The sequence below is a fragment of the Streptomyces sp. NPDC000075 genome (genome assembly GCF_040301925.1).
GTDB classification, from domain to species: domain Bacteria; phylum Actinomycetota; class Actinomycetes; order Streptomycetales; family Streptomycetaceae; genus Streptomyces; species Streptomyces polychromogenes.
In genome coordinates this window covers 21,677-45,383 of record NZ_JBEPFL010000016.1, presented here as the reverse complement: position 1 = coordinate 45,383, position 23,707 = coordinate 21,677, and the positions used below count along the sequence as shown (strand labels likewise).

The 23,707-nt window shown below is 74.2% G+C and carries 22 protein-coding genes; 13 read left to right on the top strand and 9 right to left on the bottom strand.

Features of this window, described 5'->3' with window-relative positions; genetic code table 11:
* Nucleotides 1-124 precede the first annotated feature (124 nt).
* On the top strand, nt 125-1,096 hold the full coding sequence (locus tag ABT403_RS19825) for an acyl-ACP desaturase (protein WP_344166480.1): 972 nt from the start codon (nt 125-127) through the stop codon (nt 1,094-1,096).
* 29 nt (nt 1,097-1,125) lie between these two features.
* Here ABT403_RS19825 and ABT403_RS19820 read toward each other — a convergent pair whose 3' ends face one another.
* Nucleotides 1,126-1,362 (bottom strand): WhiB family transcriptional regulator, encoded by a 237-nt coding sequence (locus tag ABT403_RS19820; protein WP_344166478.1) that lies wholly within the window; start codon nt 1,360-1,362, stop codon nt 1,126-1,128.
* 114 nt (nt 1,363-1,476) lie between these two features.
* Between ABT403_RS19820 and ABT403_RS19815 the strand changes: the two genes are divergently transcribed.
* Nucleotides 1,477-2,406: a GDSL-type esterase/lipase family protein gene (locus ABT403_RS19815; protein WP_344166476.1), complete on the top strand. Its 930-nt coding sequence runs from the start codon at nt 1,477-1,479 to the stop codon at nt 2,404-2,406.
* A 34-nt stretch (nt 2,407-2,440) separates the two neighbouring features.
* Here the strand turns inward: ABT403_RS19815 and ligD are convergent, their stop codons facing one another.
* Complete coding sequence (gene ligD, locus ABT403_RS19810) at nt 2,441-3,472, bottom strand: non-homologous end-joining DNA ligase (RefSeq protein WP_344166474.1); 1,032 nt, start codon at nt 3,470-3,472, stop codon at nt 2,441-2,443.
* Nucleotides 3,473-3,547: 75 nt separating this feature from the next.
* Between ligD and ABT403_RS19805 the strand changes: the two genes are divergently transcribed.
* Nucleotides 3,548-4,612 carry an ATP-dependent DNA ligase gene (locus tag ABT403_RS19805; protein ID WP_344166472.1) on the top strand — a complete coding sequence of 355 codons (1,065 nt, stop codon included), beginning with the start codon at nt 3,548-3,550 and terminating at the stop codon, nt 4,610-4,612.
* Here the strand turns inward: ABT403_RS19805 and ABT403_RS19800 are convergent.
* Nucleotides 4,579-6,048, bottom strand: coding sequence for an FAD-dependent oxidoreductase (locus tag ABT403_RS19800; RefSeq protein ID WP_344166470.1), 1,470 nt, complete (start codon nt 6,046-6,048; stop codon nt 4,579-4,581). The two genes, ABT403_RS19805 and ABT403_RS19800, sit on opposite strands and share 34 nt — an antisense overlap.
* A 185-nt stretch (nt 6,049-6,233) precedes the next feature.
* Here ABT403_RS19800 and ABT403_RS19795 point away from each other — a divergent pair, with 185 nt between their 5' ends.
* Entirely contained in the window at nt 6,234-6,743 is a 510-nt protein-coding gene (locus tag ABT403_RS19795; RefSeq protein WP_344166468.1) for a nucleotide triphosphate diphosphatase NUDT15, read from the top strand.
* Here the strand turns inward: ABT403_RS19795 and ABT403_RS19790 are convergent.
* The 3 genes from ABT403_RS19790 to ABT403_RS19780 form a co-directional block, all read right to left on the bottom strand.
* A complete protein-coding gene (locus ABT403_RS19790) occupies nt 6,740-8,794 on the bottom strand; it encodes an MDR family MFS transporter (RefSeq protein WP_486388784.1) in 2,055 nt (684 codons plus the stop codon). The genes ABT403_RS19795 and ABT403_RS19790 overlap by 4 nt on opposite strands.
* A 103-nt stretch (nt 8,795-8,897) precedes the next feature.
* Complete coding sequence (locus ABT403_RS19785; protein ID WP_344166466.1) at nt 8,898-10,256, bottom strand: 6-phospho-beta-glucosidase; 1,359 nt, start codon at nt 10,254-10,256, stop codon at nt 8,898-8,900.
* A gap of 221 nt (nt 10,257-10,477) precedes the next feature.
* Nucleotides 10,478-11,350, bottom strand: a complete 873-nt coding sequence (locus ABT403_RS19780; RefSeq protein ID WP_344166465.1) for a helix-turn-helix domain-containing protein — start codon at nt 11,348-11,350, stop codon at nt 10,478-10,480.
* Nucleotides 11,351-11,685: 335 nt separating this feature from the next.
* Between ABT403_RS19780 and ABT403_RS19775 the strand changes: the two genes are divergently transcribed.
* The 3 genes from ABT403_RS19775 to ABT403_RS19765 all read left to right on the top strand — a co-directional run bounded on the left by ABT403_RS19775 (nt 11,686) and on the right by ABT403_RS19765 (nt 14,163).
* Complete coding sequence (locus tag ABT403_RS19775) at nt 11,686-12,354, top strand: helix-turn-helix domain-containing protein (RefSeq protein WP_042817517.1); 669 nt, start codon at nt 11,686-11,688, stop codon at nt 12,352-12,354.
* Nucleotides 12,355-12,418: 64 nt separating this feature from the next.
* The gene (locus ABT403_RS19770; protein WP_344166464.1) at nt 12,419-12,976 is read left to right on the top strand and encodes a toxin-antitoxin system, toxin component; all 558 of its coding nucleotides are present in this window, start codon (nt 12,419-12,421) and stop codon (nt 12,974-12,976) included.
* Nucleotides 12,973-14,163 carry an MAB_1171c family putative transporter gene (locus ABT403_RS19765; protein ID WP_344166463.1) on the top strand — a complete coding sequence of 397 codons (1,191 nt, stop codon included), beginning with the start codon at nt 12,973-12,975 and terminating at the stop codon, nt 14,161-14,163. Before ABT403_RS19770 ends, ABT403_RS19765 begins: the two co-directional genes overlap by 4 nt.
* Nucleotides 14,164-14,202: 39 nt before the next feature.
* Here the strand turns inward: ABT403_RS19765 and ABT403_RS19760 are convergent, their stop codons facing one another.
* Together ABT403_RS19760 and ABT403_RS19755 are read right to left on the bottom strand one after the other, a co-directional pair.
* Entirely contained in the window at nt 14,203-14,979 is a 777-nt protein-coding gene (locus tag ABT403_RS19760) for a bestrophin-like domain (protein WP_344166462.1), read from the bottom strand.
* Between the two features lie 128 nt (nt 14,980-15,107).
* On the bottom strand, nt 15,108-15,680 hold the full coding sequence (locus ABT403_RS19755) for a hypothetical protein (RefSeq protein WP_344166461.1): 573 nt from the start codon (nt 15,678-15,680) through the stop codon (nt 15,108-15,110).
* Nucleotides 15,681-15,941: 261 nt separating this feature from the next.
* On the opposite strand from ABT403_RS19755, the gene ABT403_RS19750 reads away from it, so the two are divergent.
* The 6 genes from ABT403_RS19750 (at nt 15,942) to ABT403_RS19725 (ending at nt 22,425) form a co-directional block, all read left to right on the top strand.
* Nucleotides 15,942-17,324 (top strand): M20/M25/M40 family metallo-hydrolase, encoded by a 1,383-nt coding sequence (locus ABT403_RS19750; RefSeq protein WP_344166460.1) that lies wholly within the window; start codon nt 15,942-15,944, stop codon nt 17,322-17,324.
* Nucleotides 17,321-18,853: a YfcC family protein gene (locus tag ABT403_RS19745; RefSeq protein ID WP_425580297.1), complete on the top strand. Its 1,533-nt coding sequence runs from the start codon at nt 17,321-17,323 to the stop codon at nt 18,851-18,853. Before ABT403_RS19750 ends, ABT403_RS19745 begins: the two co-directional genes overlap by 4 nt.
* Nucleotides 18,854-18,896: 43 nt before the next feature.
* Entirely contained in the window at nt 18,897-20,234 is a 1,338-nt protein-coding gene (locus ABT403_RS19740; protein WP_344166459.1) for a sensor histidine kinase, read from the top strand.
* Nucleotides 20,222-20,893 (top strand): response regulator transcription factor, encoded by a 672-nt coding sequence (locus tag ABT403_RS19735; RefSeq protein WP_344166458.1) that lies wholly within the window; start codon nt 20,222-20,224, stop codon nt 20,891-20,893. The genes ABT403_RS19740 and ABT403_RS19735 overlap by 13 nt, the downstream gene beginning before the upstream one ends.
* 49 nt (nt 20,894-20,942) lie before the next feature.
* Complete coding sequence (locus tag ABT403_RS19730) at nt 20,943-21,506, top strand: DUF6245 family protein (RefSeq protein ID WP_344166457.1); 564 nt, start codon at nt 20,943-20,945, stop codon at nt 21,504-21,506.
* 97 nt (nt 21,507-21,603) lie between these two features.
* Nucleotides 21,604-22,425 carry a hypothetical protein gene (locus ABT403_RS19725; protein WP_344166456.1) on the top strand — a complete coding sequence of 274 codons (822 nt, stop codon included), beginning with the start codon at nt 21,604-21,606 and terminating at the stop codon, nt 22,423-22,425.
* 11 nt (nt 22,426-22,436) lie between these two features.
* On the opposite strand, the gene ABT403_RS19720 is transcribed toward ABT403_RS19725, so the two are convergent.
* On the bottom strand, nt 22,437-23,636 hold the full coding sequence (locus ABT403_RS19720) for a glycosyltransferase 87 family protein (RefSeq protein WP_344166455.1): 1,200 nt from the start codon (nt 23,634-23,636) through the stop codon (nt 22,437-22,439).
* Nucleotides 23,637-23,707: the final 71 nt, after the last annotated feature.

Here is a 23,707-nt window from a genome sequence, read left to right as displayed (position 1 = left end):
TAGATAACCGGATGTAGCCGGACAGAACCATGGCTGGGGGTTGGCGGGCTCTGATGTCGCGCTTAACCTACGAGACCGTAGGCTACGGAACCGTAGGTAATTCGCTTTGTCCCCAGGAGCACCCGTGACGATCACCTCTCCCCACCTCGGCAGCTCGGAGGCGTGGACCGACGCCAAGCTGCTGTTCGCGCTGGAAGAGGTGGTCGAGAAGGAGCTCAACCGCCATCTGAAGGTCACCAAGGACTGGATGCCCCACGAGTACGTGCCGTGGAGCGACGGCCGGAACTTCCCGGGCTTCTTCGAGGACGGCGAGGCCTGGGACCCGCAGCAGTCCAAGGTCACCGACATCGGCAAGATCGCGCTGGTCGTCAACCTGCTGACCGAGGACAACCTCCCCAGCTACCACCACGAGATCGCGACGCTCTTCGGCCGCAACGGCGCCTGGGGCACGTGGGTGCACCGCTGGACGGCCGAGGAGGGCCGCCACGGCATCGTGATGCGCGACTACCTGCTGGCCTCGCGCGCCGTGGACCCGGACAAGCTGGAAGCGTTCCGGATGCAGCACATGTCGGAGGGGTTCGAGTCCGACAACAGCCACTCGATGCTGCACTCGGTGGCGTACGTGGCCTTCCAGGAGCTGGCGACCCGCATCTCGCACCGCAACACCGGCCACCAGTCCGGTGACCCGGTCTGCGACCGGATGCTGGCCCGCATCGCGCAGGACGAGAACCTGCACATGATCTTCTACCGGAACCTGCTGGGCGCCGCCTTCGAGATCGCCCCGGACCTGACGATGCAGGCCGTGCGCGACGTCGTCGTCAACTTCCGGATGCCCGGACACGGCATGCCCGGCTTCGAGCGGATGGCCGCGCAGATGGCGATCGGCGGGGTCTACAACCTGCGGATCCACCACGACGACGTGCTGAGCCCGGTGATCCGCTTCCTCAAGGTCATGGACATCGACGGGCTGGGCCCCGAGGGGCAGAAGGCCCAGGAGGAGCTCGGGCTCTTCATGAACGGCCTGGACGCCGAGGCCCGCAAGTTCGACGAGCGGCTGGCCGCGCGCGCCGCGCGCATGGCCGCACGCAAGGGCTGAGTCCCTTCCGGCCCGGCCCGGCGCGGCGCTCAGCCGCGCGGGCGAAGGGCCAGCCGCTCGGCCTCCGAGAGGCCGCCCCAGACGCCGAAGCGCTCGTCGTTGGCGAGGGCGTACTCCAGGCACGCGGCCCGGCCCTCGCACGCCCCGCACAGCCGCTTCGCGTCCCGGAGGGAGGAGCCCGGGTCCGGGAAGAAGAAGCTCGGGCCCGTCTGGGCGCACAGGGCGAGGTCGTACCAGGCGGGGGCGGTGGTGGTGTTCATCGACATGCGGCGATCCTGGACGGGGCCGATGGACGTCCGATCAACGCCTGATCAACACCGTCCATGGGCCGATAGGGTGAAGTGATGATCATCCACTGAAGAAAGGCCCCGGTTCTCACGGTGACCGAGTCACGCCCCCACGCCCTGTTCTCCTTCGGCACGCTGCGGGACGAGCGCGTGCAGACCTCCCTCTTCGGCCGGGCCGTGCCCAGCTCACCGGCCTCGCTGGCCGGCTACGCGACCCGGCCCCTGAAGATCACCGACCCGGCCGTGATCGCCGCCAGCGGCCTCGACGTGCACCTGACCCTGGAGTGCCGGCTGGGCTCCGAGGTCGAGGGCGCCGTCCTGCGGCTGACCGACGCGGAGCTGGCCGCCGCCGACGCCTACGAGGTGGACGACTACGTCCGCCGGCGGGTGCCGCTCGCCTCCGGGGAGAGCGCGTGGGCCTACCTGGACGCCGACCCGCTGCGCTCGGCGGCGCGGATCGTGATCGCGGGCGACAGCATCGCCTACGGGCGCTGCGATCCGCAGGGCGGCTGGGCGGCCCGGCTCGCGGCCCGCCACATCGCCGCGAACGAGGTGGACCACCGGGTCTTCAACCTGGCCGTGCCGGGCAGCACCCTGGCCGGCGTCGCCGAGCAGACGCCCGCCCTGCTCGCCGCGCGCCGCCCTGACACCCTCCTGGTCGCGGCCGGCATCAACGACTCGGCCGTCCCGTCGGCGGCCCCGGCGCCGTCCCCCGACGGTCTGGCGCACCTGACGGACTCCCTCGCCTCGCTGGCGGCCACGGCCCGGGAACACCAGGCCCGCCTGGTCGTCCTCGGCCCGGCCTGGCTGGACGAGTCCCGCACCGCCGACTACGAGGGTCTGCGCTTCACCGAGTCCCGCGCCCTGACCCTGCGCGAGGCGCTGCGCACCTGGTGCGCGGAGCACCACGTCGACCACATCGACCTGTGGTCCCCCCTCCACGGCCGCCCCGACCTGTTCACGGACGGCATCCACCCCACCCCCGAGGGGCACGAAGCCCTTTACCGCCACCTCATGAACTAGGGGTGCCGGGGGTACGGGCGCGGCCTGCCGGCGTTCAGGTTCCCGGGGGGTCGTGTTTCGCCCGGCTCGGCTGGACGCGTTTGGGCTCGCCCGGCATCTTCGGGTAGTCCGGCGGGTACGGCATGTCGCCGAGGCCGTGGTCGTGTTCGTCGCGGGCCGCGAGGTCCAGGACGGGTTCCAGGCTGAACGCGTGCTCGTCCATGTCGGCGTGCAGGTCGCCGAGTTCGGCGAAGCGGGCCGGCATCGTCGCGATATCGAAGTCGCGCGGCTCCGCGTCGTCCACCTCCTCCCAGCGCAGGGGCGCGGAGACCGGGGCGTGCGGGCGGGGGCGGACGGAGTAGGCGGAGGCGATGGTGCGGTCGCGGGCGGTCTGGTTGTAGTCGACGAAGATCCGCTCGCCGCGCTCCTCCTTCCACCAGGCCGTCGTGACCCGGCCCGGCATGCGCCGCTCCAGTTCCCGGCCCAGGGCGATCGCACACCGGCGGACCTCGGTGAAGGTCCAGCGCGGCTCGATCGGCACGAAGACGTGCAGCCCGCGTCCGCCGGAGGTCTTGGGCCAGCCGCGCATCCCCACCTCGTCCAGGAGGGCCCGCAGTTCGTGCGCCGCGGCCACCGCGTGGTGGTAGTCGGTGCCCGGCTGCGGGTCCAGGTCGATGCGCAGCTCGTCCGGCCGGTCGGTGTCCCCGCGCCGCACCGGCCAGGGGTGGAAGGTGAGGCAGCCCAGGTTGGCGGCCCACAGGACGGCGGCCGGCTCGGTGGGGCAGATCTCGTCGGCCGTGCGGCCGCTGGGGAAGGCGATGTGGGCGGTCGGGATCCAGTCGGGCAGGTTCTTCGGGGCCCGCTTCTGGAAGAAGGACTCGCCCTCCACCCCGTCCGGGTAGCGCTCCAGGGTGGTGGGGCGGTCCCGCAGCGCCCGGGTGATCCCGTCGGCGACGGCCAGGTAGTACTCGGCGACGTCCCGCTTGGTGAACCCGCGCTCCGGGAAGTACACCTTGTCCGGGCTGGACAGGCGCACCGCCCGGCCGCCCGCGTCGAGCTCGATCGCACCACCCGCGCTACCGCCCATGGCCGCCACGGTAGGCGGGCGCGGGCGGACGCGCACACCGAGCGGGCCCGGACGTACCACCGCAGAATCGTCCGTATGGACCTTCCGGTGATGCCGCCCGTGAAGCCGATGCTCGCCAAGTCCGTGGCGAGGATCCCGCCCGGCATGCAGTACGAGGCCAAGTGGGACGGCTTCCGGGCGATCGTGCACCGCGACGGGGACGAGCTGGAGCTGGGCAGCCGCACCGGCAAGAGCCTGGCCCGGTACTTCCCCGAGCTGGTGGCGGCGCTGAAGGAGAACCTGCCGGCGCGCTGCGTGGTGGACGGGGAGATCGTGATCGTCCACGGCGGGCGGCTCGACTTCGACCGGCTCACCGAGCGGATCCACCCGGCCGCCTCCCGGGTGAAACTGCTCGCCGGGACCACCCCGGCCAGCTTCGTCGCCTTCGATCTGCTGGCCCTGGGCGACGATTCCCTCCTCGACACCCCACTCGCCGACCGCCGCAGCGCCCTGGTCCGCATCCTCTCCACAGCCCGTCCCCCCGTGCACCTCGCGCCCGCGACCACCGACCCCGCGCTCGCGCGGGAGTGGTTCGAGCGGTTCGAAGGCGCCGGGCTGGACGGGGTCGTCGCGAAACCCCTCGACCTCCCCTACCGGCCCGACGCCCGCCTGATGTTCAAGATCAAGCACGAGCGTACGGCCGACGTCGTCCTCGCCGGTTTCCGTTTCCACAAGAGCGGTCCGATCATCGGATCGCTGCTCCTCGGCCTGTACGACGGCCACGGCGCGCTCCAGCACGTGGGCGTCTGCGCGGCCTTCCCCATGAAGCGCCGCGCCGAGCTCGTCGAGGAGCTGGAACCGCTGCGGATGCCGGACGCCGAGGGGCACCCGTGGGCGTCCTGGACCGAGGAGGCCGCGCACGAGAGCGCCCGGCTGCCGGGCGCGCAGAGCCGCTGGACGGGCAAGAAGGACCTGTCCTGGGTTCCGTTGCGCCCCGAGCGCGTCTGCGAGGTGAAGTACGACCACATGGAGGGCGACCGCTTCCGGCACACGGCCCAGTTCGCCCGCTGGCGCCCCGACCGCACCCCGGAGAGCTGCACGTACGACCAGCTCGAAGAGGTCGTGGGCTACGACCTGGCCGAAGTGCTCGGTAGGGGCTGAGGGGCTCGGGCGGGGGTGGGGGTGGGGGTCGTGAGTTTTTCCCACTGGGGGCGGTCCGGGCCCGCCGTGTGGGGGGTCCAGCCCGGGCGGTGTGCGAGCCAGCGGGCCACCCGGGTGCGGACCACGGGGTCCGCGTAGGCCCGTCCGGGGGGTTCGGCCAGGTGGCGGACCCTGGCCCGGGCCCGCATCACCTCCGGGTCCTCCAGCGCGCACTCGAACAGCGCGGCCGCCTGCCGCGCCCGGTCCGCGCGGTCCGGCCGGTCCGGCCCGCCGGTCCCCGCCCCGGCCGCGAGCCGCTCCCCCACGGCCGTGTCCGCGCCGGCCTGGAAGTCGAACCAGGGCTTCAGCGTGCGCAGCGCCCAGGCGTGGTAGCCGGCGGCGAAGCCGGGGGAAGCGGTGTCCCGGTGGGCCGTGCGCGCCACCCGGTCGGCCGCCCACAGCGCGAGCGAGGTTCCCTGGCCCAGGGTCGGGTTGGTGTGGGCGAGGGCGTCCCCGACGGCGACCAGGCCGCTCACCACCGGGCCCCGCCCGTCGGCCGGAGGGCTCCACCGGTTGTCCAGCCCGCCCGTGGCCAGCACCTCCGACAGGGGTTCGGCGCCCAGGTCCAGCCAGGCGGCGCCGGGCGGAAAGGTCCGGGCAGCGGCCTCGAAGACGGCCGGATCGCGCAGGGCGGCCCGGGTGGGGTCCCCGGTGTGGGCGAAGACGGTCACGGCGAAGAGCCGGTTGTCGGACGGGAATACGGCGCAGCCGGCGAAGGCGCCGCCGGTCACCGTCCAGGGCCGGCGCGGCCCCTCGTCCGTTCCCCGGGGCAGCCGGTACCAGCGGCAGAAGTAGGCGAGGCCGGTGCGGTGCCGCTCGACGGCGGACGGGCGGCAGCCGGCCCCGGCCAGCAGGGACTGCGATCCGCCGCGCCGGCCGCCCGCGTCCACCACCAGGTCGCCCGCGTACCGGCCGGAGGGGGTGCGCAGCCCGGTCACCCGGGGCTCCGCTCCCCCGGCCGCCGCCGTCAGCCCCGTCACCGGTTCCCCGTAGCGCAGCACAGTGCCCGGCTCCGCGCGCAGCGCGGTCGTCAGCGCGCTCTCCAGCACGATGCGCCGGGCCTGGAGCAGCACCAGGTCCTCGTCGCCGGGCCGCGCGGGAGGCCGGACGTCGAACCAGTCGAGCTCGTGCCGTTCGCGGGCGCCGAGCCGGAGCATCTCGGCGTGTACGTCGGGCAGCTCGGCCCGCAGTACCGCGCGGGCGGCGCCGAGCAGGACGTGCGGCTGGACCGCCTGCGGTACGCCCGGGCGGCGCCAGTCGAAGAAGTCCCGGTCGAGGGCGGTCCCGGGAGCGCGGGCGTCCCGTTCGAAGACCTCGGCGGTGTGTCCCCGCCGGGCCGCGAGCAGGGCCGTGGCCAGCCCCGCGACCCCGCCGCCGATCACCAGCACATGTGCCATTGCGCGCCCCCCGAACCGACGTACGTACGACGATCAGACCGACAGAGCCTGCACGCACCGCCCCTGGCCGAAACTCGTACACCCGTCCGAGGGACCCGTTCGGCGGAGCCTTGACGCCCCGTCTCCTCGCGGCGGTGCATGGGACAATGGCCCTCCCCGCCGGACGAGGAACAGGACGGCCACGCGTGACATCCCGGAACCGGAACCGGAACCCCGAGCCCGCGGGCGCCCCGAGGGCCGTCCCCCACCCCAACGCGGTCGTCGGCGTCGGGCTGATCGTGCTCGACGCCGACGACCGGGTCCTCCTCGGCCAGGCGCACGACGGGCGCTGGGAACTGCCCGGCGGGAAGGTCGACCCCGGCGAGGGCTTCGAACAGGCCGCCGCGCGGGAACTCGCCGAGGAGACCTCGCTGCGCACCGCCCCGGAGGCCGTCGAGGTGCTGGCCGTCCAGATCGCCGCGGCGGAGACCGAGGTGACCCGGCTGACGGCGGCCGCCCTGACCCGCTCCGCCGAGGGCACCCCGGCCGTCACCGAACCGGACAAGATCGCCCGGTGGCGCTGGTTCGCCCCGGCGGAGATCCCCGGAGCCCTGTACGCCCCCTCGGCGGCGGTCCTGCGCGCCTGGCGGCCCGGCCTCAGGTCCCTGCCCGAGGTCCCCTGCCACGACTACGCCACCCGGACGGCGGAAGGCTAGACACCCTGCCGGGGGGCGAAGTTCCCCTCGCGCAGGTCCTCCGCCAGCAGCCGCTTGGCGATCGCGTCGGCCGCCGCCCTCAGCTCCGCGCTGCGCGGGCGGCCCCGGTCCCGCTCCAGCTGGTCGCCGAGCCATGCCGCCCAGGCGGCGGAGATGACGTCGGCCTCCCGCTGCCCGCCCCGGGTGAGGCTGAAGAACCCGTTCTGCCGGGTCAGGTAGCCCTCCTCCACCATCCGGTCGAAGACCGGCAGCAGTACCTCCGGCGGCAGGGAGCGGCGCGCGGCGATCAGCCCGAGGCCCGCGTGCCCGACCGTGCGGGTCAGCAGGTCCACCTGCATGACCGCCCACGCGCCGGCCATGTCCAGCCGGGTGTCGGAGGCCTCGACGATGCCCCGGGCCTGCTGCGGGCCCATGTTCCGCACCAGCTTGCCCACGGCCAGCTCCAGCAGCTTGGCCGAGTCCCCGGAGGCCGTCGCCGGGGAGGCGAAGCCGTCGCCCATGTCCGTGGACGCGGCGCGGGCGCTGTCGCGCAGCCGGACCTGCTTGAGGAAGAGGCCGACGACGAAGCCGACGGCCGCCACGGGCACGGTCCACAGGAACACGGTGTGCAGGGCCTCGGTGTAGGCGCCGACGATCACCGCGGAGGCCGCCGGGTCGAGCGCGTGCACCCCCTGGGGGCTCTGCGCGGCGGCGGCGAGCCGGACCGGGTCCTGGCCGGTGGCCCGGGCCGCCTCGGCCACGGCGGACTTCAGCGCGGGCCCCAGGCCGTTGGCGTAGATCGTCCCGAACACGGCCGTGCCGAACGAGCTGCCCAGTGTGCGGAAGAAGGTGACGCCGGAGGTGGCCGTGCCGAGGTCGGCGTAGTCCACGGTGTTCTGGACGGCGATGGTGAGCACCTGCATGCACAGGCCGATCCCGGCGCCGAGCACGAACATGTAGAGGGATTCCAGCCAGGCGCCGGTGCCCGGGCCCATCCGCGACAGCAGGTAGAGGCCGGCGCCCATCACCGCGCAGCCCACGATGGGGAAGATCCGGTACCGGCCGGTCCGGCTGGTGACGTTGCCGCTGAAGACGGACGCGATCAGCAGGCCGATGACCAGCGGCAGGGTCCGTACGCCGGAGAGGGTGGCCGAGTCCCCGTCCACGTACTGGAGGTAGGTCGGCAGGAAGGTCATCGCCCCGAGCATGGCGAAGCCGACCACGAAGCTGAGCACTGAGCACACCGTGAAGACGGGGTTGCGGAACAGCCGCATCGGCAGCATCGGTTCGGCGGCCCGGGTCTCCGCCAGGCAGAACAGCGCGAGGGCCAGCACCCCGCCCGCCAGCAGTCCGATGATCACCCCGGAGCCCCAGGGGTACTCGTTGCCGCCCCAGCTGGTGGCCAGGATCAGCGCGCTGGACCCCACCGCGACCAGAGTGATGCCCGGGTAGTCGATGCGGGGTCTGCCGCCGGCCCGGACGGAGGGGATGGTGCGGGCGGCCGCCGCGACCACCAGCACGGCGATGGGGACGTTGACGTAGAAGGCCCAGCGCCAGCTGAGGTGGTCGGTGAACAGCCCGCCGAGCAGGGGCCCGATGACGGTGGCCACGCCGAAGACGGCGCCGATCGCGCCCTGGTAGGTGCCGCGCTCGCGCAGCGGCACCACGTCCGCGATGAGGGCCATGGAGGTGACCATCAGGCCGCCGGCGCCGATGCCCTGGACGCCCCGCCACAGGATCAGCAGGGACATGTTCCCGGCGAGCCCGCACAGGAAGGAGCCGGTGATGAAGACGACCGCGGAGATCTGGAAGACGACCTTCCGGCCGAAGAGGTCGCCGAACTTGCCGACGAGCACGGTCGCGACGGTCTCCGCGAGCAGGTACGAGGTCACCACCCAGGCCATGTGGTCCCCGCCGCCCAGGTCCCCCACGATCGTGGGCAGGGCCGTGCCCACGATCGTCTGGTCGAGGGCGGCCAGCAGCACACCGAGCATGATCGTGCCGAAGACGACGTTGCGCCGCCGCCGGTCGAGCACCGGCGCCGGCGCGGCCGCGACGGGGGCAGTGGTCACCCTCGCACTGTCACAGCCGGCCGCCCGCCCCGCATGCCGCAAGCCGCCGTACGGGTGAATCCGCCACGGGCCCGGTTCGGCGCCGGCCGGCCACGGGCCCGGCTCAGCGCAGGTAGGCCAGCCCCGGGTGCTCGGCGGCGTACCCGTCCAGCAGCCGCCGGGCCACGCCCACCGAGTCCACCAGCGGGTGGAGCGCGAAGGCCTTCACCGCGTCCGCCCGCGAACCGCTCGCCGCGGCCGCCAGCACGGCCCGCTCGGCCGCCTTGACCGAGGTCACCAGCCCCACCGCGTGCAGGGGCAGCGGCGCCGTGGACACCGGGTGGGCCCCGTTGGCGTCGACCAGGCAGGGCACCTCGATCACCGCCTCCGCGTCCAGCACGGAGAGCGTCGAGCCGTTGCGGACGTTGAGGATCAGGGTGGCCCGCTCGTCACGCGCGATGGCCCGCATCAGCGCGAGGGCGACCTGCTCGTAGCCGCCGGACTCCAGGTCGCTCTCCTCGCGCTCCCCGACGCCCGCCACCTCGCGGTTCTCGGACATGTACGTGGCCTCGCGCTCGGCCCGGGTCCGGTCCCAGGCGGCCAGCGCCGCCCCGGCGGGCTGCCCGGGCCGGCCGGCCTCGGCGTAGAACCCGCGCTGCTGGTCGCGCAGGAAGGCCCCGCGGGTCTGCCCGGCCTCCTGGTAGGCCCGTACGGTGTCACGGTTGAAGTAGTAGTAGTGCAGGTACTCGTTGGGGATCGCGCCGAGCGAGCGCAGCCACTCCGCGCCGAAGAGGCGTCCCTCCTCGAAGGACTCCAGCGCCGCGTCGTCGGCCAGCAGCCGGGGCAGTTCGTCGCGTCCGCCCACCCGCAGCCCGCGCACCCAGCCGAGGTGGTTGAGGCCGACGTAGTCGATCCAGGCCTCCTGCGGGCGGGCGACGCCGAGCAGCCGGGCGATCCGGCGGCCGAGGCCGACCGGCGAGTCGCAGATGCCGATGACCCGCCCGCCGAGCTCCTCGGACATCGCCTCGGTGACCACCCCGGCCGGGTTGGTGAAGTTGATGACCCAGGCGTCCGGGGCACTGCGGGCGATCCGGCGCGCCAGCTCCCGGACCACCGGCACCGTCCGCAGCCCGTACGCGATGCCGCCCGCGCCCACCGTCTCCTGGCCGAGCACCCCCTCGGCGAGGGCGATCCGCTCGTCCGCCGCGCGCCCCTCCAGGCCGCCGACGCGGATGGCGGAGAAGACGAAGTCGGCGCCGCGCAGGGCCTCGTCCAGGTCCCGGGTGGCGGTGACCTCCGGGGCGTCCGCCGCCCCGGAGGCGGCGGCCTGGTCCGCGAGCACCCGGGCCATCGCGGCGAGCCGCGCGGGGTCCTCGTCGTAGAGGGTCACCCGGGACACCCGGCCCTCGGCGTGGTCGCCGAGCAGTGCTCCGTAGACGAGCGGGACGCGGAATCCGCCCCCGCCGAGGATGGTCAACCGCACGCCCCTACCGTCCTTCCGGCCTTCCGAGGTACCGCCCGCCGCCACGGCCCGGGGCGACGCACCCCGGGCTCCGACACGAATGCCACGATCGGCGACACCGGGATGATGTCGCCGATCGTGGCATCCGGGCCTCGGCGCGCGGCGGGGGCGTACCGGAGCGACGCCGGAACCCGCGGCCGCGCGCCGTGGCGGGCGCCCGCGGACCAGTGTCCCCCGTCGCGTCAGTCCCCCAGCGCCGGGACCGCCCGCAGACGGGCTCCCTGCTGCTGCGGGAACCCGGCCCCGCCGCGCACCGGACCCGCCGGCAGGCCCTGCGGGGCGGAGAGCACCAGGGTGATCCGGGTGAGCCCCATCCCGTCGAGCATCCGGCTGGTTTCGGCCACCATCCGGCAGCGCACCAGGCCCCAGCCCGGGTCGGGGTGGCGGACCGTGCGCACGGCGCCGTCCTGTTCGGCGGCCTCCTGCCCGTGGGTGGTCAGCCAGTGCGGGACCCCGTAGCGGTAGGCCGCCTCCATGAACGGGTCACGGGCCACCTCCTGGCGGATGCTGCGCAGGCCCTCGTCCTCCGGGGCGGTCGCCAGGGCGGTCGCGAACTGGGCGAGCAGGGGCACGCACCAGGCCGGCTCGTGGTCCTCCAGCACGGCCGCGGCGTCCGGGTGGAACAGCACGAAGCGCAGGAAGTTGTCGTCCGGCAGGGCCGTGGGATGCGGCCTGACCGTCTGGAAGAGCCGGTCGAAGGCCGAGTTGGTGAGGGCCACGTCCCAGCGGTGGTCCACCAGGAAGCTGGGGAAGGGCACGGCCTCCATCAGGGCCGCGTAGTCGACCAGGTAGTCGCGCTGGGCCGGGTCCTGGGGCAGCCGGTTCTCCTCGGCCGCGCGCCAGGTGGGCGGCGGGTCGCGGTCGACCATGATCCGGAAGAGCCAGAAGCACTGCCGCTCGCTCATCTCCAGGGCCTCGGCCAGGGCGAGGAGCTTGCGGTCCGTCCACTCCTTGACCAGCCCGCGCTCCCAGTTCCCGTACGCGCGTACGCTGATGCGCAGGCGCGCCGCGAGGTCTTCCTGGCTCAGGCCCAGTTCTTCACGGCGCTGGCGCAAAATCTCCTTGCGCCGCTCCGTCCGCACTGCGCCACGGGCGGACTCGTCGCCCGCCAGGCGCTCATCACCGGCTCGGACGAGGCCATCAGACGGGCCCACCGCTGCGAGATGTGGCACCGAGAGCTCCCCCTCCTCAACGGTCTGGATCTTCATTTCCGTGTGGCGATCCTGCTACCGACTTCATTCGAGTGTCAACTATTGTGGCAATTCCAGCCTGGCGACAGCTCATTCGCGCCACAGCTGTGGCAAGTTCTGGCTCTCCCAAAACAAACCGGATAGATTCCCTGAGGCCGACCACGTGCCCACTGACCTCGCGCGATCTAGGAGAACCACTGGTGACAGACGGCTTCCCGGCTCCCGTCGCGGTGGCCAACGCGCCCCTGGCGGCAACCGTCACGCGGGTCGCCGAGCTGGCGAACAAAATGGGCCGCGACCCGAACCAGGTCTTCGACCTCCGCCGCCTCTCCGAGGCGTCCGGGGTTCCCACGGACGTGATCAGATCCCTGCTCGACGGCAGGCGGGCCGGTGAACCCGACCTGCAGGCGCGGTTCCTCCAGCGTCTGGACCTGCTCCGGCGGACCCGGGTGAAACCCAACGGCCGCCGCTACACCCAGCAAGAGATCGCGGACGGCGCCGGGATGTCGCGGCAGCAGGCCGGAGCGCTCATCAACGGCGACCGGCGCCCCACCATGGAGCACTGCGACGCCATCCAGCGCTTCTTCGGGGTGCACGCGGGCTTCCTCACCGCCCATGACGCCGACGCGCTCACCGACGCCCTCCAGCGCACCGAGCAGCAGCTCCTCCAGGACTTCGCGGGGCGCGAGCGGCAGACCGTACCGGCCGAGGCCGCCGCGGCCGGGGACCCGCTCGCACGGCTCCTGCAGAACCACGGTGTCCGGGGCATCGCCTGGCGCGCCGCCCAACTGCCCAGCGACAAGCACCGGGACAAGGTGACCGAATGGCTGGACATGCTTCTCGAAAGCGTCAAACCGAACGAATCATGACCCAGTCGAAAGTCTGGATCTGATCCTTGAGTCCTGATCCGGATCCGCGTCGACGGGGAGAACGGTGAGCATAGGCAGAGCGCAGCGGCGATTGTGCGCGGAGCTGGTGTCCGGCATCAAGCTGGCCGCCCCCGTGGAACCCGTGGACCTCTACGCCGCCCTCTGCGACGGCATGAGCAGGCACCGGGGCCGCCCGGTGCAGTTCCGGATGGCGGCGTTCCCGCAGGGGACGGCCAGTGGCCTGTGGCTCGACATGGCGGACCGGGACCTGATCGTGATCGAGGAGCGCACCGCGCCGGACCACCAACTGGTCATCCTGGGCCACGAGCTGTGGCACATGAAGGCCGGCCACTGCAGCCACCACGTCGACGGCGCCGCGGTCGCGGCCCGGCTGCTGACCGACGGGGCCGACCTCGGCGAGACGGTGCGCAGCGTCGCCGCGCGCACCCGCGCCGATGTCCAGGAGGAGACGGAGGCCGAGACCTTCGGCCTCCTGCTGGGCAGCCGGTGCCGCACCTGGCTCGCGGGCTCCTCCGGCAGGCGGCCCGCCGGCGGGCGCGACGAGCTGGCGAGCCGGATCGAGACCTCCCTCGGCTACCGGGGGCACAGGAACGACCGTTGAAAGGACCGGACTACTACATCCCGGCGGCCGCCATGGCGGTCTCCCTCGTCTGCAAACTGCCGGCCCTGCGCACCAACTGGCGCGATCCGCTCCTGCGGTCGGTCTGCTTCCTGCTCCTCCTCGCCGGCTCGGTCTTCACCTTCGCGGCGCCGCCCACCATCGAGGCCGTCAACCGCTGGACCGGGGTCCCCAACTTCTCCGCCCCGCTGGTCTACTGCCTGATGACGGCCTTCAGCGCCTCCTGCCTCGTCCTGGTGTTCAACTGGCGCGGCGGCCCGGCGGAGGAGATCCGCAACACCTCACTGCGCTGGATCGCCGGCTACGCCGTCGTCGTCGTCGCGATCATCGTGCTGTTCTCCCTCGGTTCGGTGCCCGTCGAGCGGCTGCGCGACTTCGACACGTACTACGCGAACACCCCGTACATCCGGCTGATGATCGCCTCCTACCTGCTGGCGCACAACGTGGCCGTGATGATGATGGTGTCGATGTGCTGGCGCTGGTCCCTCCAGGTCTGCGGCTGGCTCCGGGCGGGCCTGCTGATCATCGTCTCGGGCTACGCCATCAGCCTGGCCTACGACGCCGCGAAGATGTCCGCCGTCGCCGCCCGCTGGCTGGGCCGCGACCTGGACTTCCTGAGCACCTTCGTCGCCCCGCCGCTGGCCTCCGCCGGGGCGCTCGTCAGCTCGGTGGGCTTCGTGCTGCCCCTGGTGTACCAGCGGGTGTCGGACAGCTGGCGGACCTGGAGCACCTACCGGCACCTGGGCGCGCTGTGGCACGAGGTGCAGTCCACCGCGCCGAGCGGCACCCCGGGGGTGCGGATGTCCTGGTGGTCCCCGGCCGCGATCCGGGTGATCCAGCGGGAGTCCGACATCCACGACGGGTTCCTGCGGCTGGGCCCCTGCTTCGACCGGCGCCACCGCGACACCGCCTACGAGCGGGCCCTGGAGAACGGCGCGGACGAGGAGACGGCCCGCGCCGTCGCCGACGCGGCGATGGTCGCGGCCGCGGTACTGGTCTGCGCCGCGGACCCGGAGGCGGCGGCCGGGAGCGAGGAGGAGCCCGCGGACGGGGAGCGAGTGCTCGTCACCGCCGACGGGCCGCGCGACCTCGTACGGATCTCGCGCGCGCTGCGGCACTCGCCGCTGGTGGCCGCCGCCCGACGGCGTGCGGCCCCGGCGGGGAGCTGACTCCGCCGGGGCCGCGCGGCCGGGAACAGGGCTCGGACCTCAGCGGGAGGCCGTCACCGACAGGGCCGGGAAGAGGTCCTCGAAGGCGCCGGCGGAGTCGGTGCCGTCGCGTCCGTAGGGGGCGTCGAAGCTCCAGACCATGAAGAGCAGGAACACGATCAGGGCGCTGAACAGCCCGGCCAGCAGCAGTTCGCGGCCGGAGCGGCGGATCTGCAGGGTGAAGATCAGCCCGATGGTGACCACCCCGCCCACCAGCAGCCCGACCCAGACCACGCTCGGCAGGGTGGACTCGTCGCTCTGCGTGCGCGAGTGCCGGGCGTCGTCGGCGGCCGCGATCTGGTCGAGCAGCGGCTGGTAGGCCTGCGCCTGGAGCTCGCTGGCGGGACTCTGGTGGGTGACGTCGCTGCGCAGCTTGCCGAGCAGCTGCGCGCCCTCGGGGGAGGCCTCCTTGCCGGCGACCAGCCGCGGCCAGTCGACGGAGACGGTGTGGGAGACGTAGGCGTCCACCTCGCCGCGGATCCGGTCGCGGACGGGCGCCGGGTAGACGTCGGCGCGCTGGGTCACCTCGTACAGCGACTGGGCCTCGCGGCGCACGCTGTCCTCGGCGGCCCCGCGCGCCTCCCAGACCCCCGCGATGGCCAGGCCCAGGACGATCGCGTAGACCACGCCGACCATCATCGTCATGTACTCGATGACGTCGGGGGTTTCGCTGGTGTCCTCGTCGTCCGCGACCCGGCGGTGCCGGATCACGGTCATGGCGAGGACGAGGGCGCAGACGAGCGCCATGGCGATGGCCAGGACCAGCCATTCGGACACGAGGGATCTCCCGTTCGTGGATGCGTCGGTGCGGGGTGCGCCGCGGTGCCGGCGGTGGGGTACTTCGGGACTTCGGTGCTCAGGTGCTTCGGTGCTTCGGTGCTTCGGGACTTCGGTGCTTCGGTGTCTCAGGAGGCCGCGCCCCGGCCCTTGGAGCGGGGGCGCAGCGCGGCGGCGGCGAGCACGGCCGGGGTGGTGACGACCACCATCAGCATCATGGTGCTCAGTCCGTTCGGGCCGCGCCGCTCCAGCGCCACGGAGCGGTACGGGCGCACGTGGAAGGCGCGCACGGGTGCGGCGGCGGCGGGCGCGGGCGGACCGGAAGCCGTGGCCGGCGCGGCCTGCGGCCCGGGCGCGGGCGCCGGCGGGACCGGGGGCGGCTGCGCCGCGCCGTCCGGCGCCGGGGGCACGGGCTCGGGCGGCCGCGGCAGGCCCGGCGCCTCGCCGGGGTGGTGCACGGCGGGCCGTTCGGCGCCGCGCAGGGTCCACCGGACGGAGGGCGGGACCACGGCCGGCGTGCCGGGCCGGGCCACGGGGGGCGGGGGCATCGGCGGGGGGCCGGCGGGCGGCCGTCCGGCGGGCACGCAGACGTCGACCCGGGCCCCGCTGCCGTGCCCGTCACCGGCGACCGCCACGTGACCGTGCAGCGGACAGAGCGCGGCCACCATGCCCGCCCCGGCGTAGTACTGCCAAGCCGTCACCGCGGTCCTCCGATTCGGTGGCCGATTGGGGGGTTACGGCTGAAGAAACGATCAAGGGCCCGGTTCGACACGCGCCGGACGGATCAAGATCCTTGTCCGAGGGGTGACTTCGGGCCCGCGGATGACGGCCCCGCGCACGCGGGCGCGCGGGAACCCGCCCCCCGGTCACCCGTGCGGCCCAGTCCGCCACGGCGGCCCTCCGGCCCCCGGGCCATGCTCGGAGGGACGCATTCGCGGCTCGGCCGAGGGACGGTGGCGCGCGTGGAAGAAGGCGGGCGGAGTCCGGCGGACGGGCTGGAGGCGCGGGTGGACGCGCTCATGGACGGGCTGCGGGAGGACCTGGAGCGGCTCACGGCCATCCCCTCGATCGCCTTCCCCGGCTACCCCCCGGGGCCGGTCGAGGAGGCCCACGACCTGGTCGCCGCCCTGCTGGGCGCGGCCGGGGCCACCACCGTCGAGCGGATCGACCTGCCGGGGACCGCGCCCGCGGTCTACGCCGAGATCCCGCCGCCGGACCCCTCGGCCCCGACCGTCCTGCTCTACGGCCACTACGACGTCCAGCCGCCCGGCGACCCCGCCCTGTGGCTCTCCCCGCCCTTCGAGCCCACCCCCGTCCCCGGCGGCCTGCGGGCGCGCGGCATCGCGGACGACAAGGCGAACGTGATCGCCCACCTCGGCCTGCTCCGGGTCTACGGGGGACGCCCCCCGGTCGGCGTCAAGATCGTCATCGAGGGCCAGGAGGAGTACGGCAGCCCCTTCGACGCGTACCCGCCCTCCGACCCCGGCCGCTTCGCCTGCGACGCGATGGTCATCGCCGACCTCGGCAACCTGCGCCCCGGTACCCCGACCCTGACCACCGGCCTGCGCGGCGCCGCCGAGGTCACCGTCGAGGTGCGCACCCTCGCCGAGCCGCGCCACAGCGGGGAGTTCGGCGGCGCGGCCCCCGACGCCCTGCTGGTCCTGCTGCGCGCCCTGGCCACCCTGCACGACGCGCACGGCGACGTCGCCGTCCCCGGCCTGCGGCGCGACCCCTGGGAGGGAACGTCCTACACCGAGGCGGAGTTCCGCGCGCTCGCCTCCGTCGAGGAGGGCGTCCCGCTGACCGGCACCGGCTCGCTCGGCGAGCGGCTCTGGAGCGGCCCGGCCGTCACGGTGATCGGCCTGGACGCACCGGCCGTGGACCACGCCGCCTCGGCCGTGGTGCCGTACGCCCGGGCCAAGCTGAACCTGCGCTTCCATCCGCACCAGGACCCCGTCGAGGCCCGCACGCGCCTGGTCGAGCACCTGAGGGCGCAGCGGCCGTTCGGCGTCCCGCTCACCGTGACCCCCGGCGACACCGGCCCGGGCTTCGAGGCCCGCACCGGTGGCCCCGCCTACCGGGCGGCTCTGACCGCGCTCAAGGAGGCCTGGGGCACCGAGGCCTCCTACATCGCCAGCGGCGGCTCGATCCCGCTGGTCAACGGGCTGGCCAAGGCGGCCCCCGCAGCGGAGGTGCTGCTGTTCGGCGCCCAGGACGGGATGTGCAACCTGCACGCGCCCAACGAGCGGGTCCTGCTGCCGGAGCTGCGCAACACGGTGGTGGCGCTGGCGGCGTTCGTACGGGAGTACGCGGCGGACTTCCGGGCCGCGGGAGCCCCCCGGTGACGGCCCCGCCCCGGACCGGCGGCCCGGAGACGGAACCGGAAGCCCCCGCCAGGGGGCTGCGCTTCCCCAGCGCCCTGACCATCCTGGCCCTGGTCACGGTCGCCGTCTGGCTGCTGGCCTTCCTGATCCCGGCGGGCAGCTACGACCGCGACGCCGACGGCGCCCCGGTCTCCGGCTCCTACCACCGGGTCCCCGGCACCAGGAGCCTCACCGACCGCCTCGACGACCTCTTCCTCGCCCCCGTCAACGGCCTCTACGGCATCCAGGACACCACCACCCACGAGGTCGGCCCCAGCCTCACCGGCGCCCTGTACGGCAGTGCCGGCGTCTTCCTCTTCGTGCTGGCCATCGGCGCCTTCATCACCGTCGTCTTCGCCACCGGCGCCCTCGACCGGGGCATCGCCCGCCTGGCCCACCGGCTGCGCGAGCGCGGGGCCCTGCTGATCGCCGCCGTGATGGTGGTCTTCTCCGTGCTCGGCACCGTGGAGGGCTTCGCCGAGGAGACGCTCGGCTTCTACGGCCTGCTGGTGCCGATGATGCTGGCGCTCGGCTACGACCGGCTCGTCGCCGTCGGCGCCTCGATCCTGGGCGCCGGGATCGGGGTGCTCTGCTCCACCGTCAACCCCTTCGCCACCGGCGTGGCCTCCTCGGCGGCAGGGATCTCGCTGGGCGACGGCATCGTGCTGCGCTTCGCGATGTGGCTGGTGCTCACGGCCGTCACCGTCCTCTACGTCATCCGCTACGCGCGGCGCGTCCAGCGCGACCCGGGCCGCTCCCTGTGCGGGTTCCTGCCCGGGGACCTGGACCGGAAGGCGGAGGCCGACGCGGACGAGGAGCCGCGGCTGACCCGGCTGCACCAGGCGGTGCTGGTGCTGCTCGTCCTGGTCTTCGCCTTCATGATCTTCTCGGTGGTGCCCTGGTCCAGCGCGCTGACCGGCAAGGCCGACGCCACCCCGTACCCCTGGGAGCTGGGCTGGTCCTTCCCCCAGTTGTCGGCGCTGTTCCTGTGCGCGGCGGTGCTGGTGGGGCTGGTGGCACGGATGGGAGAGGCGAAGCTCAGCTCGACGATCATCCAGGGCGCCGCCGACTTCATCTCCCCCGCCCTGGTCATCATGCTGGCGCGCGGGGTCACCGTCATCATGAACAACTCGCAGATCACCGACACCGTCCTGCACTCGATCGAGGGCGTGGTGAAGGGGACCTCCTCCGGCCTCTTCGCGGTGATCGTCTTCCTGGTCAACCTGCCGCTCGCCTTCCTGATCCCCTCCACCTCCGGCCACGCCACCCTCGCCATGCCCATCCTGGCCCCGCTGGCCGACTTCGCGGGCGTCTCCCGCGCGGTGGTGGTGACGGCCTGGCAGGCGGCCAGCGGCTGGATGAACCTGTGGGTGCCGACGACGGCCGTCACCATCGGCGGCGTCGCCCTCGCGAAGGTCGGCTACGACACGTACCTGCGCTTCGTGTGGCCGCTGCTGGCCCTGCTCGCCGTGCTGATCTGCGGCTTCGTAGCCCTGGGCGCGGCGATGTGACGGCCCCTCGGGCCCGGGGGCGCCTCTCGCCTAGGCTGACGGTATGCCCGGATCCTCCACCCCCGTTCCCACCCCCGCTCCCACCCCCGTTCCCGCCCCCGTTCCCGAACCGCCCGTGGCCGTCTGGCGGGTGCTGCGGCAGCCGCGGCGGTTCCTGGGGTCCTGGTGGCCCTGGCGGTGCTGGGCGTACCTGGGGAGCGGGTTCGCGCTCGGGTACGGGGTGCTGTGCGCGCTGGCCCTGCTGATCGGGCTCGGAGTGCTGCTGGCGGTCGCCGGGATCGGGCTGGTGCTGCTGGTCGGCGCCGTGGCCGGGGCGGTGCCGCTCGGGGAGCTGGAGCGGCGGCGGCTGCGGTGGGTCGAGCCGGAGCCCGTCGCCGATCCGCACGTCTCGCTCGCCGGGGCGGGCGCGGCGGCCTGGCTGCGCACGCGGCTGCGGGAGCGGGCCACCTGGCGGGAGTTCGGGTACGCCCTGCTGTTCGGGGTGGTCTTCGGCGCGGCCGGGTTCGGGGTGCTGAGCCTGGTGGCCCTCTCCCTGATGCTGGTGGCGGCCCCGGTGATCGTGTGGGCCCTCGCCCCGGAGCCGGTGATGCTGATACCCGGCGAGGCGGTGGCCGGGCCCCTGGAGGCCCTCGGCGGGACGGCCGTGGGCCTGGCGGGGCTGGCGCTCGCCGCGTACGCGGCCGCGCTGATCGCCGGGGCGCAGGTGAAGACGGCCCGGCTGCTGCTCGGAGCCCGCGAGGAGGACGCCCGGGTGCTGGAGCTGACCCGGTCGAGGGTCCGGCTGGTGGAGGCCTTCGAGGCGGAACGGCGGCGCATCGAGCGCGATCTGCACGACGGGGCCCAGCAGCAGCTGGTCGCCCTCAGCATGACCCTGGGCCTCGCCGAGATGGAGCTGCGCAAGGCGTCCGCCGCCGACGGCGCCGCCGTGCTCGTACGCCGGGCGCGGGAGGAGGCCAAGCTGGCGCTGTCCCAACTACGGGACCTCGTACGGGGGATGCACCCGCAGGTGCTGACCGACCACGGGCTGGCGGCGGCCGTCGCCGAGGTGGCGCTGCGCCATCCGGTCCCGGTCACGGTGGACCTCGACGTGCCCCGGCTGCCCGAACCGGTCGAGGTCACGGCGTACTTCACCGTCACCGAGGCCCTCGCCAACGCCGCCAAGCACAGCGGCGCCTCGCGCGTCGGCGTCGCGGGTAGGGTCGAGGGCGGCCGGCTCACCCTCACCGTCACCGACGACGGCCGCGGCGGGGCCGATCCCGGCGCGGGAGCGGGCCTGGCGGGACTGGCGGACAGGGTGGCGATGCTGCGGGGGAGACTGACGGTGTCCAGTCCGGTGGGCGGGCCGACGCGGCTGCGGATGGAGGTGCCGTGCTCCGGGTGATCCTGGCCGAGGACTCCGTCCTGCTGCGCGCGGGCCTGACGGAGCTGCTGGCCCTGGGCGGCCACCGGGTCGTCGCCGCCGTGGGCGACGCCCCCGCCCTGCTGCGGGCGGTGGGCGAGGAGCGGCCCGACGTGGTGGTCACGGACGTGCGGATGCCGCCCGGGCAGAGCGACGAGGGGCTGCGGGCCGCGCTCGAACTGCGCACCCGGGACCCCTCGCTGCCGGTCCTGGTGCTGTCGCAGTACGTGGCCACCGCCTACGCCACGCGGCTGTTCACCGGAGGCTCGGTGGCCGGCCTGGGCTATCTGCTCAAGGACCGGGTCGGCGAGGTCGAGGAGTTCCTCGACGCCCTGCGACGGGTGCACGAGGGCGGGACGGTCCTCGACCCCGAGGTGGTCCGCGTCCTGCTGGCCCCGCGCCCGGCGGGCGACCCGCTCGCGCGGCTGACCCCGCGCGAACGCGAGGTGCTGGCCCTGATGGCGGAGGGGCTCAACAACCAGGCCCTGGCGGCACGGCTGTTCGTCACCGAGGCCTCCGTCGTGAAGCACGCCGGCAGCATCTTCACGAAGCTGGAACTGGACCCGGCGGAAGGCAACCGCCGCGTCCTGGCCGTACTGGCCCACCTGCGCGGCGCGGGTGGGCGAACCCCCGCGAATTGACCCCCTGCCGTCCTCCCCACACCCGGCCGGGGACGGGTAGCGTGCCGGTATGAAGAACGAGGGGGATCATGTGACGGTGGAACAGATCTGCGCGGCACTGGCCGCGTTGGGCCTCTACGACGGGGAGAACACCCCGGAGGAGCACGCCCGCAGGGCGGCGGAGTTCGCCGGACCCGAGATCTACCGGCTGCGACTGCTCAGCACCCTGCTGGGCGCGGTGCAGGGGCGGACGAAGCTCGCCGACGAGGCCGCGGAGGACGGGGAGGACCTGTTCACCGCCTGGTTCGAGCAGCTCAAGGCCGCGGGCGTCTGGGACGAACCGGCGAAGCAGATGGACTTCCTGAGCTGGCAGGTCCGGCGGGTGGGCGTCCCGCTCTACATGGTCGCCCAGGACCCGGGGGCCGGGCCGCTCGTGGTCGCGGCCTCGCGCGCCGGCGAGTTCCTGCACACCGTTCTGGGCGTCATCGCGGCGGTCGACACGGCGCTCGCGAGGGGCGACAACGACACCATCGTCCGCCAGGTCGATGTGATCAAGGTGGCCCGTGAATTCCTGGCGGACGCCCTGGAGAACACCGACAGGATGCTGGAGTCGGTCACGCCGTCCGGCACGTAGCCGTCACGCCCCCGGCGCAAGATCCGGGGGCCGCATAGTGATGAGGCTGTGACCTGCTGAGGTTCAGATCGACGGAAGGGCTCACTAGGGTCTCAGGGTGGCGAAGAACGATGCGATGCCCCCAGGCCCGGACGGACCGGACGGACCGGACGAGGACAAGTGGAACGTGGTCCTCGACGAGGACTTCGTCCGTGGCGCCTCGATCCACGAGTCCGCCGCGCCGGGGCCCACGCGGACGTGGCCGCTCGTCCTCGGGCTGCTGCTGCTGATGGGCCTCCTGGCCCTCGTCACGCTCGACCTGACCGACCCGTCCGACGAGGAGCACGTCACCGTCCGGCCCCGGCGGACGCCCTCCGCCGCCGCGACCCCCGCCCCGGCCGCTCCGGCGTCTCCGGCCAACGGCCGGCCGATGGTCCCGCCGGCGGAGGCTTTCCCCGCCGAGGTCCCGGACGGCTCCGGGGGCGCCTTCACCCTGGTCACCGCGAAGACGCCGGCCTCCTGCACCGAGCCGGACTCGGTCGGCCCCCGCCTCGCCGCCATGCTCACGGAGGGCAAGGGCTGCGCCGGCGAGCAGATCGCCCTCTACAAGGACGCCCGGAACAACCAGTTCAGCATCGCCGTCTTCACCCTGAGGGATCCCCAGGACACGCTGCGGGTGGTGACCGGGCTGACGGCGGCCCCCGACGACCACCAGGTCGGCGTGCAGGCCCCACCGCCGGGATCCGGGCTGGCGGCCCTGGGGCCCGGGACCGGGCTGGTGCAGTCGTTCTCGGGCACCGGCCGGGTCATGGTGGCCGGGCTCGGGCAGTGGTCCGACGGCCGGACGGCCGACTTCCAGCAGCTGGCCGACCGGCTGCGACCGCTCCAGCGCGCGGTCGACGAGCGGGTCAGGCGGTACGAGGAGACCGGCGCGCCCTGACCCCGCGCCCCTCACCGGACCGGCGCCGGGCTCCCGGGCCGCCTCCGCGACCGGGCCACCACCCGCGAGGCGGCGGGCCCGGCGGGGGCGGCCGAACGGGCCCACGCCACCAGCAGCACCGGCAGCGCCAGGTAGCCGAAGCGCCCCGCCGGGGCCAGCAGGAAGGCCAGGGTGAGCCCGAGCGCGAGCCGGTCCGCCGCGGCCACCACCGTGCGCGGCGGGCGCACCCGCAGCGAGAGGGCCGTCGCCAGCCCGCCCAGCACCAGCAGGGCCGTCGTGAGGTACCAGCCCCACGGCCCGAGTTCCGCCAGCAGGTGCCCCGGCAGGGGACTGCTCGCCGGGGTCGCCACCGCCGCCCGGCCCGTCGGGAAGGCGAACACCTGCCGCCACACCTCGCCCGGCTGGAGCAGGACGCCCGGCAGCACCAGGACCGCCGCGGCCGACCCGGCCACCACCGCGCAGCGGACCGCCGCCCGGGCCCCGGAGCGGCACCCGAGGAGGGCCACCGCCACCGCCACCGCGGGCAGGGCCGTCCACTTGAGGGCGCACGCCGCGCCCAGGGCCATCCCGGCGAGGGCCGGGCGGCCGGAGCCGGCCGCCGCCAGGGCCAGGCAGCACAGCCCCGCCAGCGGCAGGTCCACCCCGCTCACCGCGAGCGGCAGCGCCACCACGGGCGAGGCCACCAGCAGCGGAAGCAGCGGTGAGGGGGCCGCGCCGAGGAGGCGGCGGCCCGCGGCCATACCGCCGAACAGGGCGGCGGCGCACCAGATGCGGGCGTCGCCCAGGAGCCGGACCGCCCATCCCCCTCCCCCGCCGAAGGCGCCGTCCAGCAGGGCGCGGGGGACGCCGAAGAGGGACATGGCCGGGAGGTAGGGGGTGTAGTCGCCGACCCCGGCCGGGTGGTCCACGTACATCTTCCCGGTGTCGAGCAGGAGCCGCCCGGAGCGTTCGATCACGCCGACCTCGGACTGGCCCCGCCCGGTCAGGACCAGGTACAGGAGGGGGACGGCGACCGCCCCCAGCAGGGCCGCGCCGACCGCCTCCCGGCGCCGGCCGAGGGCGGTGGCCACGGCGGCGGCGAGGTATCCGGCGGCCGCGCACCACCCCCACAGACGGTGCGGGGCCAGGGCGGAGAACAGCGGGAAGGACAGGGCCCACGCGGCGGCGAGCAGCCAGCCGGCGGTCCACCGGGCGGTACGGGAAGGGGTCATGGCCCCATTCCAGCCGCGCGGCCCCCGCCCGGTCTGCACGCCTGGGCGGAGCTTTCAGGGTGGGGTTTTCC